Here is a 13,741-nt window from a genome sequence, read left to right as displayed (position 1 = left end):
TTTTGCGCACTTTGAGCCAGACCACCGGTCCACACCTACAGGGAAGCCGAAATGTTTGCGTTTTCAAGAATCGTTAGCCTTCGTGATCTACTTGGAAAACGCACTAATTTGCGAAACGCATCCCAGGGACGCGATAACTTCTTCTGCAGGGAAAACTGCAGTCGGTACGGCAGTTGCAAAAGAGGGAAATAATCTCCCGCCACCCGCATCGGTGCCGAATCAAGAACGAATCAAGAACGAATCCAGAAGGAATGCACGATGAAAAAACGAGTTTTACTGATCGTCAAACTTTCGGCAGTCGCCATTTTGGGCACTGCGATCACGGCAGCCGTGTCGAAAGAGAGGTCCGCCGAATCGGACACCCCATGCTGCCAACAAGCATCTGAGGCCCTAAGCGTCAAGACTTCCGAGACGCCGAAATCTGAGTGCTGTTTGACAGCCGTAGCGACAAATAGTGAGCTTGCCAAGGCAGCTCCGTGTAGCTGCGAATCGAGCAATGCGACCAAGCAGGTGGTAGGTGCTGAACAGCCGAGTTCCGCTTATACCGACGCAGTGGAAGTCCGTGAAGTGGCAGACAGCAAGGCTGACGCGGCGCTTCCGAGGATATGTGCATGCCCAAGTCTCCAGGGAAACGCGATTAGCGTCACCGCAGTTGCCGCATCCCAAATCGCGGTGAATTCAGCTTCGGCCGATGGCACCAAGAATTGCCAAGCGTGTAAATCGCAGGAAGTCCCAGGGCAGAAGGAGCAAGCGTTGCCGGTAAGGCTGACCTGCGAGAAAGCGGCGGGGGATTCGAAAGGCTCAGAAAGTGCCAACAAATGCTGCGAAGGCGATTGCAAGGTGCTCGATACCGTCAAAACCGATTCCACGCTCAACTCCAGCGGACAGAAATGCGGTATGTGTCTGGGAAAGGGCGAGCAATCAGCATGCAGTGCTTGTGAAGAAGCTGGCAAAGAAGCGGCGACGGAGGAAAGCGAAGTGCCTAGTGCAGTTGGAATGCCGCGTGGAATGGGACGGGGACATGCAGGTGATTCACAGCACGCGAAGGATCACCAAGATTTCTTCTACTTGATTGAACACCGCGATGCGATTCGCCGTTCCGTCAAGAACATTCCCCAGGGGGTCGAAACATTAACCGAGTCGGACGACGACGAAGTTGCCAGCAGAATTCAGGTGCATGTCGAGGCTATGTACGATCGCCTAGAGAACGCACATCCCATACGGATGCGCGACCCGCTGTTTCGAGCCGTCTTCGCATTTAGCAAGAAGATCCAAATGGAAGTTGAACACACCGACCATGGCGTTAGGGTCCGGGAAACGTCGGACGATGCCTATGTGGTCAAATTGATCCAAGCACATGCAATGATCGTCTCACTCTGGATCAAGAATGGCTATTCCGAATTGCCCAAAAACCACGCCGCACCTGCGCGTTGAACACGGTCTGCCAGGACGCCAATGCGGACCTCCTTACTCAGTACACGCGGTTACGCAAACCGAGGCTAGTGCCAGCGATGCCTCCAGCGCAATGTCGAACTCGCAATGTCGAACTCGCAATGTCGAACTCGCAATGGCACGATGTCCTCGGCCGCTTAAGAATGGAAGAGGAGTAGGGATAAGGGCTAGGGTCTGCCTTCACGCGGTTCGCGATAGGAGGTACGGGGATGCGGGCTTTTGAATAGCTCCATGCACGAATGGCTCCCTGGCCGACGCGCCTCGTATGCGATGATTTTTGACGCAGCGCCCTAAGGGTAGGAGTAGGAGTAGGAGTAGGAGTAGGAGTAGGAGTAGGAGTAGGACGAGGAAGGCGAGAAGGTTGGTATGGCAATGGTCCTGCTCGGTGTCCTATCCAGGAACGCCGTTCAGGAACGCCTTCCCGGGGTTGCTTCGTGGTTGCGGTGTGGGGCACGCATTCGTGACTCTTGTCCCACTGACTCGATCATGCACGATGCGAAATGGGCTGCCCTGCAATCTTCACAGCATCGCCTGCTGACTGGGCGTCGAGAAGCACGCTTTTGGGTCTAGCAAATCGATATCTGGGGCTAGTGCATTGTCAAAGCTTAGTTTTTGGGCTGCCCGGAAAAAGGTGTCCGACACGAATGGCACTTAATCGGCGTAAGTCCTATGCCTCCCCGGGTTTGTATTCGCTTCTTGGCTTTTGCATCAGCTTGTATTTCTTCGGTCTTCGCTTGAGCACCCTGGGCTCGTAGCGGTCCGGTCGATTGCCAACTGCGTGTTGCAAGCAGCAGCGGTACAACACAGTGCATAATTCATCGGCGTTGCTGATTAGGCCTAGAACCGGAAGCATATCCGTCACCGTTGTCAGTGTTGACTTGAAACTGATATGCCAAGGTTGAACGTCGCCTTCGACGGCCGCTTCAGACATCACCCCGCGAATCAAATTGTAAGCCAACATGTGCGTCCGAATTTCGTTCCGCACTCGATGCGGCTTTTTACAGCGCAAGTGTTCCATCTGCATGACCGTTTTCAAGCTCCGTAAATGAAGTTCTGCTTGCCACCTTCTACGGAACAGGGCCGCGATGTCCTCCCTCGTGTACTCCGTATCGTCCGACAGCGATGTGTGAACGATAATCTCGCGAGTGCGAAATCCGTTGTTCTCAACTCGGATACGGATCTCGCGAATGGTGATGAAGTCCGGGTACGTCTCGTACTCTTCAATGCTCATCCAGTCGGGACGAGCTGGCTTGTCGATTTGGATGGAGTGATCGTCTTTGCCGTAACGAATTCCAGTCCGAAAATCTGACTTGCGCAACTGGTGTTTGCGAACAACGACGTGTGCACCACGTTGAATCATCCTCGCCATCTCGAACCAACCCGCATAGGCGCGATCAGCTAGGAAAACATCGGTTTCTTCGATGATTGCGTCGATCTGACGAAACAAACTTACTTCGTGAGTGAACTTACCTTTGTATCGGCCCATCGCCATGTCGAGCACAACGCCAGTCGACAACGCGAACAGTACAACGACTCGCAAGATCGGAAATCCACAACCGGGTGCTTGACTACTAAGTTGCGGGTAGGCGGCTTGATTCTCCGACGTGTCTGCCATCGTGACGGTGGCACCATCGGCGGTGATCACGCGGTGCCCCAGCCATCGCCAATGGTCGGGACTGCTGTCTTCAATCGCAAGTCCGCTGGCCGTCACAAGACGTTGCATGGATTGCTCGTCGATTTTGTCTCGAGCAATGCAGTAAGCACCGGTTTCGGCAGAGCAAGCAGTTTGGTTGTTGGCGACTCGATGGGTGATCAGCTTGGCGACCGCAGAGACGCAGCCGTGGTGGATGCTCATGACTTGCGAGAGGAAGACCCACAGCGTGACCGATGTGTTGTAAACTCTGGCCGAATCGAGAATGGCACTTGCATTGCCAAAGACTGACGCGATAGTCTCTTTGGAGATCAAGGCGGCGAAGTAAAGATCGCCGTGTTGGCGCGCATGTTGGACTCGACAGCGGAACGAATCAAACGGATGATGGCACACGGGGGCTTCCTTGCTTGGTGTGTTCGGGAGGGTAAGATTACCCAAACTCATCGCAAGTGAAGCCCCCTGCTGTCAATCGAACTTAACTCTAGAAGCACCAGTACCTTAGGCCGATTAAGTGCCATTCGTGTCCGACACCAAAAGCCGGAACGGCCCTTCGGGTGCTTTGCACTTCTGGTGTCGGACACCTTTTTCCGAACGCTCGCTCAACCCTAATTCTTAGTCTTGACAATGCACTAGCACCAGTCCGCCCAGCGCTTCAGGCTCTGGTAAAACTCCGTGCCACTCGGTTAACCGATGCGAGAATAGGAATGAGGCCGTAAGGGCGGCAGGCGACCAGCCTCGATCATGTTGAAAGTCAGAATGCAGTTCAGCGGACGTTTTTTGTCCGTGATCAGTTCGAATATCCAGTCGACCGGATAGATGGCTAGTCCACGATCAGGGCTGCAAACGCAATAGGCTTCGCTTTGATCTTTTCCTGTAACATTGCACCATTCCCACTCCAATTCCTTGCAGAAGCTTTGTCCGGCAATACTCCCCAGTTCAATTGCGAGATCGACTTTCTCATCGTGCGTCAGCGTTTTGTCTTTCCTCGCTGCGGTGATCTCTTGTTCGACAATCTTCAGTCTGGCTGGTGTACCCTTGATCTTAGAAAGCTTCAATCGCTTCATGGTCGCGCGAAGCGTTTTCCCGAGCTCGGCTTTCTGCTCCTCCGTTAACGGCGTTTCCGTGCTGCGCTTTCGCTTGGGTCTCGTGTCGATGATATCGGGAACATCCGCCACCCATTGCGTTAGGTCAAATCGAATGTTCCGGGCAGCTCGTTTGAACACGGGGTGGTCGAGCAGTGTTCCGGATCTGGACAGAAATCTGAAAATCACGGCATGTTTTGGGCCAGTGTAGACACGAATAATTTCAGATTTAGAGAGTGGAAACGCATCCGGTTCCCACTGTTCGGTGAGCCCCTTCACGTGAAGCATGCTTGTGTCAAAGAGTTCTCCATCTGCGATCTTGATTCGTCGTTTCTTGCGATCACGTGTGTACCATTTTAGTTGTTCCGCGAGCAAACCCTTTGCTTGCGGGAGTTTGTACACTTCAATTCGCAGTAAGTTTGTGCTGTCCCACGGGGCTTCCAAATCACAGAAATAAGTTGCCCCGACCGCTTTGGCGGTTCCATCCCACACGACATGCGAAAGTGGCCACAGGTGTGCCCCCTTGATGATAAGACATCCCATACCAAATTCTTTGGGTAACTTGCCTTCATCGAGATCAAAACTCTGTTGCATCTAACGTGCCTACGGCCAATGTTTGAAATTCTTGCGTGCCATCCATCCTGCACCCGAACTTTTGCATCTTGAAGTGCATTGTATCAAAATGGTTCGAGCATCGGGAACGCTCCATCATCGTAACCCTTCACAATCTTCCTTATCCACACTAACATTGCCAACCCCCACTTCACCGGCTGTTGAAATAGCAACCCGCTGCGTGAGCAAGGACGGGTGGTTGCCGCCACCGGATAATAACGGACGCCGCCACCACGCCAAGAATCAAACTACTCTTAAACCAACCGCCGCTTCAGGTTGGAGTCTAACTCGCTGACAACCGTGAACGGCTACGAAGCATCCAGGCGGACGTTTTGGCAGGAAGATGAATTACTCCGACTATTTTCCTACCAACATTCCCCTGCCAACAACACTCTCGGATGCACCGGACTCGCCCCCAGCCGAACTCAGCGGCGAAGAGCAGGACCAAGCAAACGCACAGCTGCAAAGTATTGCAACAGCTCGCCCAAGACCCTTTCCATCCACTAAACATTTCCAATTGCCGTTTGACGGGCTGTTGGCATTGTAAACCGCCGCGTGAGCAAGGACAGGTGGTTGCCGCCACCGGATAATAGCCGACGCCGCCACCACGCCAAGATTCAAACTACTCTAAACTCAACCACCGCTTCAGGTTGGAGTCTAACTCGCTGTCATCCGTGAACGGCTACAAAGCAGCCAGGCGGACGTTTTGGCAGGAAGATGAATTACTCCGACTATTTTCCTACCAACAACATTCGCAGTTGCCCAAGCCGAACTCAGCGGCGAGGAGCAAGACCAAGCAAGCACACAGATGCACAGCCTTGCAACGCTCGCCCAAGACCTTTCCCATCCACTAAACATTTCCAATTGCCGTTTGACGGGCTGTTGGCATTGTAAACCGCCGCGTGAGCAAGGACAGGTGGTTGCCGCCACCGGATAATAGCGGACGCCGCCTCTACGCCAGAATTCAAATTGCTACTAGGTTAACCGCCGCTTCAGCTTGGAGTCTAACTCGCTGACAACCGTGAACGGCTACGAAGCATCCAGGCGGACGTTTTGACGGGAAGATGGAATTTCTCCAGCTATCTTCCTGCCTCCATCTTCCTGCCTCCATCTTCCTGCCTCCATCTTCCTGCCTCCATCTTCCTGCCTCCATCTTCCTGCCAACATCTTCCTGCCAACATCTTCCTGCCAATCACATGCTCAGCTGCCCCGTCCGAACGCAGCGGCGAGGAGCAAGACCAAGCAATCGCACCGATGCACAGCATTGCAACAGTTCGCCCAAGACCTTTCTCATCCACTAGACATTTCCAATTGCCGCCTGACGGGCTGTTGGCATTGCAAACCGCCGCGTGAGCAAGGACAGGTGGTTGTCGCTACCAGATAATGACGGACGCCGCCTCTACGCCAGAATTCAAATTGCTACTAGGTTAACCACCGCTTCAGGTTGGAGTCTAACTCGCTGACAACCGTGAACGGCTACGAAGCATCCAGGCGGACGTTTTGACGGGAAGATGGAATTTCTCCAGCTATCTTCCTACCTCCATCTTCCTGCCTCCATCTTCCTGCCACCATCTTCCTGCCAACATCTTCCTGCCAATCACATGCTCAGCTGCCCCGTCCGAACGCAGCGGCGAGGAGCAAGACCAAGCAAACGCACCACTGCAAAGCATTTCAGCCGCTCGCTCAAAACCATCCTCATCTACCAGGCAGCCTCCACCGCCGCTTGACCGGCTGTTGAATTAGCAACCCGCCGCGTGACGGCTTGTTGATTTAGTAGCAATTTGAATTTTAACGCGGAGGTTGCGTCCCAACCTGCCTTGTAGCGGCAACTCTCTTTCCTTGCTCACGCAGCGGGTTACTATTTCGACAGCCCGGTGAGCAACGAGAGGTAAGTTGCCGCCACCGGATAATGACGGACGCCGCCCCCGCGCCAAAATTCCAATAGCCATTAAACCAACCGCCTGTTCATGCTTAATTTTAACTCGCAGACAACGGTGAACGGCTAGCGCACTTCAAACCGGCTTGCTTCACAAGATTTGATCCGCCAGACCATTTGCATTACCCTTTATCCAGCGAGACTCACACCAGTTTCCGCCACACCTCAGACATCCCACCTAAACCTCGCCCCGAGACCTCCATGAATCGTTCGATAAACCGCTTTCAACTTGCAACTCGCGTGGCACTTGCCATCGCGTTAGTCTTCCACTTCGCTTTCGCCACCGGGGACTTGGGTGCACAGCAACCGGATGCCGAGCGTCCCACGATTGTGACTCTGGGAGACTCGATCACCAAGGCGGTTCGCCCCGGCGTCACCGAAAGCCAAACCTTCGCTTCGCTCCTGGGCAAGGAGCATGGGCAGAAGGTAGTGAACGTGGGGATTGGCGGCGAGCGGACCGATCAGGCGCTCAAACGACTGGAGAAAGAGGTGATCGCGCTGCGGCCGCGTTTTGTGTTGATCATGTATGGCACAAATGACAGTTACATCGATCAGGGAAAAACGGACAGCCGCCTGAGCATCGCTGCCTACCAGCAGAACTTGACGGACCTGACGGGGAAGCTGCTTCTGGAGGGCATCGAGCCGATCTTGATGACACCTCCTCCTCTGGCGTCAAGCTTCCCGGTGAACGGGATAGGCGAACACCCGAACGTCTCGCTACAAAAATTTGTGGAGGCGTGTCGCCAAGTTGCTGTTGAAAATGCGCTGCCGTTGATCGATCATTTCAAGCACTGGAGTGAGGCCGAAGCGAGCGGAACCGACTTGCGCAGTTGGACGACCGATGGATGCCATCCGAACCCAGCCGGTCAAGCGGAAGTCGCCAAGCTTGCACTGAAGACCTTGCGGGCCCTGTGGACGCCCAATACGGAATTGGTACCGCTCCAAATTCAACTCGAAACGGTTCTCAAACGAGAGGATCCGGAGGATCCAGCGCTGTGGTTTCACCCACGATTGGCGACTGGAAACGACAACCAGATCGTAATGACCGTTCAGAAACATTTGGGCCGTTCGGACCACTTCTCCGGTCTGAGCACGATGCAAACGCACGATGAGGGCAAACACTGGGATGGCCCGACCGCGCACGCAGGACTCGATTGGGTAACCGAACCGGGAGGCGTCAACATTGCCGTCGCCGACGTGACGCCTGGCTTCCACCGGCCGACCAATCGCTTCTTGGCGAATGGGGCGCAGGTGCGCTACAGCGAAGACGGACGGCAACTCGACGACCAGAAACGCTCTCACCAAACCGCTTACGCCGTCCGGCAGGCCAGCGGCGAGTGGACCTCCTGGAAGCGACTGGAAATGCCCGAGGATGAACAATTCGATTTCGCCCGGAGTGCGTGCGCTCAATGGATCGTCGAGGACGATGGTTCGCTACTGCTTCCGTTCTATATCCGCAGCGGCAACGCGGGACCGTTTGCTACGACGATCGTTCGATGCGACTTCGATGGAGAGACGATTCGCTATCGCGAGCATGGCGAAGTCCTACGGCTCGACGTCAAACGTGGGCTGTATGAACCGTCCATCGTCAAATACCAAGGTCGATACTTTTTGACGATGCGCAACGACTTGCATGCGTATGTCACGGTCTCCGAGGACGGTTTGAATTATCGGCAGATCAAAGCCTGGACCTTTGACGATGGCAGTGACCTCGGCAGCTACAACACCCAGGCACATTGGCTAGACGCGGGCAAGGGCCTGTTTCTGGTCTATACGCGGCGCGGTGCCAACAACGATCACGTGATGCGTCATCGAGCGCCCCTGTTCATCGCCCAGGTGGATCCCGACCATCTGCATCTCATTCGTTCCACCGAAAAAGTAGTGGTCCCCGAGCGAGGAGCAACACTGGGTAATTTTGGAGTGGCCAGAATCAACGCGCTGGAGTCGTGGGTGACCGTGGGCGAAGGCAACGTGAACGAGCAAGCCAAGCAGCGTGGAGCGGATGGTAGTTTGTTCCTGGCGCGGGTCAAGACGCTGCCCACCGAACCGGTTGTCTTTACAGCCATGGGCTGCGGCCCCTACTCGCCCGCAGCCGAACAGGCGTTGAAAAAATACATCGAGCTGGAAAACGAGGATTCGTCCAGCCGGTTTCTCGTCCATTGTGGCGACATCGTGACCGGAAAGGTCAAGGATTGGCCAGAGGCCCAGTACGAGAGTGTGGCGGAGCTTCTGACGACAGGCAACCACCTGCCGACCTTTATCGTGCCCGGTGATAACGAATGGAATGACCAAGTGGATCCGGATCGCCACTGGGGTTACTGGACGAACCATTTCCTGAAGTTCGATGAGAGGTGGCCTTTGCCTGCTGGCACTGCGGAGGTGCAGCGGCAGACCGTGCGTCCAGAGAACTTCGCTTTTCTGATGCACCACGTTTTATTCGTTGGCATTAACAAAGTTGGCGGAAAGGTCCACGACCGGGAGGAATGGGAAAAGCGATTAGAGCAGAATGGCGAGTGGGTTTCCCAGCAGTTGGCGACGTATCGGAACGAAGTGCATTCCGCCGTGATCTTCGCCCAAGCGAGTGCCTCTTCCCCAATCGGTGCGTTTCAAGAGTCTTTGGTCCGCGCGGCGCGTGAATTCGAGAAGCCGATCCTGTACTTGCACGCCGATGGCCATCAATGGATCAATGAGCCTGGCAAGTATGCGGCCAACATCACGCGCGTCCAGCTGGACGTGGTCAACGAATCCTTTCCGCCAGTACAAGTCCAGGTAACGGGCGATCCACACCAACCCTTCGTCTTCGACCGACGGCTCGACAAGCCCACCTGGCAGCTGTCTGAGAAGTAGGTCACCGCCTCGCATTCAACGCACTCGCCAAACGACAGAGCAAGCCCCACGCGTCTACCAGCCCCGTGGCTAATATGCCTCGTCGTCTGCCAGCTTGCCCGCATGTTTCTGCGGATTCCAACTTCAACAGATGGCATCGAACTGCGAGAATTGATGCGGTTGAGCCTAGGGATGCAGTATCCACATTGCTCTGTTCCTCAACTTCGTCAAAGCGCAAGAAAGCAAACCCAAATGGGGCAGAACAAAATCATGTCTGCTCCTCAATTCTTCGGAGGGTGGACTTCTGCCTCTTGACTTGCAACTCCGTCGCTGGACATTTTGTATAGGTAGGCATTGCCCACCTTTTTCGACTCAATTTCCCCGTTCTCACGCATGTGGGCCAGATCACAAGTCGAAAGTTTCAACTGTTTCCGTGCTTCTGCACTCCGTACCCAGCGATCCACAGGCTGTTGTGTTAGACGTGGCATAACGTGTATTTCCCAGTAGCTCTTGCGACCAATACGAGACCTGTCCACATTTTCTAATGAACTCCACTGTTGAGAACGCTCTTTGCTCGCAGTGACGTCAAAACCTTGATAGTCATCGTCAACAAACAACCACTTATGATGATAAATGTACGAATCGCTAGGCAATGTTCGCCGCTGGGCAGTGCCGTTCGCACTAATGACAATAATCGCGGTGATCACTGGCTCGTGTTCAGTGTCGAATCCGGGACAGCGGATAAATGAAACGGAATCATTTCGTTGATTGAGCTTGACCACATTGTAGTCATAGTCTTGCGGCAAATGCCGTTTCGCCCACTCGACGGTGGCTCCCAGAGCGTCCTCGTACTGTCGGTGGATGTAGACGGCGTACCCTATCTCTTTGCCAATACCAAAACGTCGAGAGCGCGTTGGCAGTTCGGCCTGCGGCCTGCTGTCTAGGTCAGCAGCATCCTCTTCATCCGAATCGATTGCTAGGTTCGCAGGTAGATCGCGAGGCGTCGTGAACTCCAAGTCCGAAACGGAATCTTGCTCTAGGGTGCATTCAGACGAGTCGCTCTCGTCAACAAACAACGTTTTCGGCGGTAGGCGTTTTCTAGCAACGCCTTCACGATAAAGCAGACGATAGCCGCGAATCATTAGACCGGCTTCCTTCAATCGCATGTGCCAATTAAGAGCTAGCTGCATATCTACGAGGTCTTCCAACAATCCATGCTGGGCTTCCTGGACAGTGAACCGTGCAAAGCGATCACGCCAAGGATGGTCTGCTTCTATCATTTTCTCTTTTCGGTCCAGCAACAAAGGATTCTTGTTCTCCGTGTGATCGATGCATTGCAGGAACAGATTGCGAAGCGAAAGCTTAATCGTGCGTCGCACTGGAGGATGCGGGATCTCATCAAACCGAGGCACAGCGAGATACGAAATTTTCCCGGAAAAGCGATGGAGTTTCACGACGTTGGCGTCGTCTACGTCACCAAGGTAGGCTTGCGCACATCCTTCGAAGACCCGCAACACCGGCTCAAGCGACGATACTGCGGAGCGATGGAGGTACAAAGCGTTGGTGGTAAGCCGGCCGAGCGTCGCTCGCTGGCAGGCCGCGTCGATCATCTCCGACTCGCCTGCCTCAAACAAGAGTGCGTCCGCAGAGTCACAAGCGGCTTTGTAACCGCCAAAGAACTCCTTGATGTCGCGTTGCATGCCTACCGGCATGTGAGACAGCGCTGGCCGCTTTGGGAACCGCGCCAGTGCCAAATACACCCGCAAATCGTCGATACGGCTCTGACGCAGTGTATCCCAAGGATCCGCCCCCGTAACTTTGCGAATCAACTTGAAGGCGCGTTTCATCGTGCCGAACGCCGCAAGCACTTCGTCCGTCCGTTCGAACTCGTCGTGGAACGGAAGCCGTCCCAATTCTGAAGCTACGTGGATCAACATCTCCAGCAATTCGCGGTGTCGATCGAACTGGATCTCCGCCACTCGCCGGCGGGGAGCCACGATGCGCCGACGATACTTCGAAGCCGAAAAAGACTCGCGCAGGCCAGCGTCCTTGAAGACGTAGAATACACCTGGAGCTGCCGGTACGGCCTCGGTGCCGAGCGTTTGTTCGATGTAGAGCCGCAGCTCGGTCTGCGTAAAGTACTTTTGGAAAGTTTGAATTCGCGTGATGACTCCATCACCGAATTCAAAGTCGCCGTCGCCCGTACCATCCACGGCAATCCGAGCCGCAACCGACAAGACGCTTTTCGCCAATCCCCAAGCCAACCGAAGCGTCTCTTCACGCTCCACTTGATCTTCAATTACATTGATGACGTAGCCCAGGTTCACCACATCGGCTTCGCGGCGTGATTCGTCCGGTCGATAGGCCGGATCCCAGCCATTGGCTTCGAACCCCAACCGACCGACTTGCTCCAGATCGTCGCCATAGCCGCAACCGTAGTCGAAGAAGGTAGTCTCAGAGTGCAGCAGGTTATCGCGTATCAAGCATTTGAGTGGTAGCGATGGTTCCGAACGCCGGATTGCGGCCCGATGGCGCAGAACTTCGACCGGCAATTCGCTCAAGTCAACTTGTTTTCCCTCTTCCACTGACACTTCCCTCTACAGTCAGGTTTCGCAAGAAGCGACCCGGTGACAAAAGGCCGCTCTTGTCTCATGAATTTTCAGTTCTTAAGTCTCCATCGAAACGTTGGTTCGATTCAAATCCGAACAGACTGCCCATCGAAAAATTCGGCAAGTCGTAAACTGTGGCGGCAAGCCTCGATAGCTTACCGGCAACTCCACTTCGCTCGGAATCGGTTCGAAAAGTCCGTTGGTCACAGTCAAACGCCAGTTTTCAAATTCAAAAGTGTCAGTTCTTCCAGCAGTGGGAATGATGGCAGTATGCAAATTGTGTTCGTAATTCGAGCGAGGGTAACATTTTTTGATTACTCCGCAAATATAGATCGCCGAAAACGAGTCCAATGGCTGCTCGTTTAAAGTCAGCATCGGAGTGAACTCCAGCTCAGTATTGTGCTTACTCAGGATCTTTCCGTACTTCCCACGCAAGCAGTTCGTACAGTGCTTCTCGTCGTTAACGCCAGTCACGTACTTCATCCACAGCCACATGAACCTGTCCGGTTTAAGATTGTGTTGGAGGCGTATTGCGGAAATCGGCCCTTTCATGACACTTCCCATTCGCGTGGTGGAGCACGAAAGACTTCGTGAGTGTGCCAGTCGATAAACTCCTGCTCCAGAACATAGTCGCTAGACTGTGGTTCTCGAACGAGCGTTCCGTTGAAAGGTAAGACCCAGTTCTGAAAACCAGCGTTACCGGATGTAAGTTGCGAAACTTGAACGCGAAGGGCTGGCGTGATGCCAATAGCGCCGCGATCTAGAAGCTTGTGGTGCAGTGAGCACAGTGCCAGTCCATTGTTCGCTATGTCTGGCCCGCCCGCCTGATGCCACTTAATATGCGCCGCTTCAAGTCCGAGTTCGCGTCCGCCTAATCTCAGGTCCATACCACAGATTGCGCATTGGTACTCGTAAGCCATCAGCACCAGCTCGCGGAACTTCGGATCTCTTTTTCGGCGCATCGTCGACTCAAAAGCGTCATCAAGCCCGACGGCAGACAAGATGTCCTCGTGGTATGAATCTGGAAAAGTAGACTCGAGCAATAGAGATGCGGCCGCCCGAAGCAGACTCCTGTCGCTTGCCAACGCTTCATAAACATCCCGCTTGAAACCTCCTGAAACGCCATATTTTAGCAATTCGCTTTTCTTGGCGTCGTTATTTCCTGCACGCGCTTCGACTTGTTCCGCATTCGCCAGCTCCCAGATTCCGTCGTTCTGCAATCGCCAAAACGGATACTCGCTGTGAAAAGACTTACGCGGCGGCCCGAACTCGCGCAACAAATCCTGCAATGGCTTGTCGATTTCCGCGTACGGAATCAATCGCGGCTCTCCACGTGAGCATTTTGCCAAAGCGAGTAACACGAGTAGCGGTTTATGCGGTGCACGTTCGCCGTCTCGTCGCCAAACATTCAGGGACCGCAGGTGATGCAATAAACTTTCATTGTTGTCAGTCATTGTTTTCGCTGTTAGGCGCTTCCATACGGACATAGGAGGGAAATTCGGGTAGATTACCTTAGCAAAACTGTCCCCCAAGGCCTGCGCACTATCTATCTTTTTCCGAAAACCACTTTTGA

General features: G+C 54.1%; 7 protein-coding genes. 2 read left to right on the top strand and 5 right to left on the bottom strand.

Annotated elements, in window-relative coordinates; translation table 11 throughout:
- The first annotated feature begins 258 nt into the window (after positions 1–258).
- The gene (locus tag Q31a_RS13585; protein WP_145078546.1) at positions 259–1,434 is read left to right on the top strand and encodes a hypothetical protein; all 1,176 of its coding nucleotides are present in this window, start codon (positions 259–261) and stop codon (positions 1,432–1,434) included.
- Between the two features lie 685 nt (positions 1,435–2,119).
- Here Q31a_RS13585 and Q31a_RS13580 read toward each other — a convergent pair.
- On the bottom strand, positions 2,120–3,496 hold the full coding sequence (locus Q31a_RS13580; RefSeq protein ID WP_145072543.1) for an IS4 family transposase: 1,377 nt from the start codon (positions 3,494–3,496) through the stop codon (positions 2,120–2,122).
- Between the two features lie 290 nt (positions 3,497–3,786).
- Positions 3,787–4,779 carry a hypothetical protein gene (locus Q31a_RS13575; RefSeq protein WP_145078540.1) on the bottom strand — a complete coding sequence of 331 codons (993 nt, stop codon included), beginning with the start codon at positions 4,777–4,779 and terminating at the stop codon, positions 3,787–3,789.
- 2,155 nt (positions 4,780–6,934) lie between these two features.
- On the opposite strand from Q31a_RS13575, the gene Q31a_RS13565 reads away from it, so the two are divergent.
- Positions 6,935–9,580: a GDSL-type esterase/lipase family protein gene (locus Q31a_RS13565; RefSeq protein WP_145078534.1), complete on the top strand. Its 2,646-nt coding sequence runs from the start codon at positions 6,935–6,937 to the stop codon at positions 9,578–9,580.
- 260 nt (positions 9,581–9,840) lie between these two features.
- Here the strand turns inward: Q31a_RS13565 and Q31a_RS13560 are convergent, their stop codons facing one another.
- From Q31a_RS13560 to Q31a_RS13550, 3 genes are all read right to left on the bottom strand, one after another.
- Positions 9,841–12,144 carry a DNA phosphorothioation-associated putative methyltransferase gene (locus Q31a_RS13560; RefSeq protein ID WP_197356808.1) on the bottom strand — a complete coding sequence of 768 codons (2,304 nt, stop codon included), beginning with the start codon at positions 12,142–12,144 and terminating at the stop codon, positions 9,841–9,843.
- Between the two features lie 81 nt (positions 12,145–12,225).
- On the bottom strand, positions 12,226–12,720 hold the full coding sequence (locus Q31a_RS13555; protein WP_197356807.1) for a hypothetical protein: 495 nt from the start codon (positions 12,718–12,720) through the stop codon (positions 12,226–12,228).
- Positions 12,717–13,622 (bottom strand): phosphorothioated DNA-binding restriction endonuclease, encoded by a 906-nt coding sequence (locus Q31a_RS13550; RefSeq protein WP_145078524.1) that lies wholly within the window; start codon positions 13,620–13,622, stop codon positions 12,717–12,719. The genes Q31a_RS13555 and Q31a_RS13550 overlap by 4 nt, the downstream gene beginning before the upstream one ends.
- Positions 13,623–13,741: the final 119 nt, after the last annotated feature.

This window comes from Aureliella helgolandensis, assembly GCF_007752135.1.
Classification (GTDB): Bacteria; Planctomycetota; Planctomycetia; order Pirellulales; family Pirellulaceae; genus Aureliella; species Aureliella helgolandensis.
This window is presented reverse-complemented; position numbering and strand designations above follow the sequence as displayed.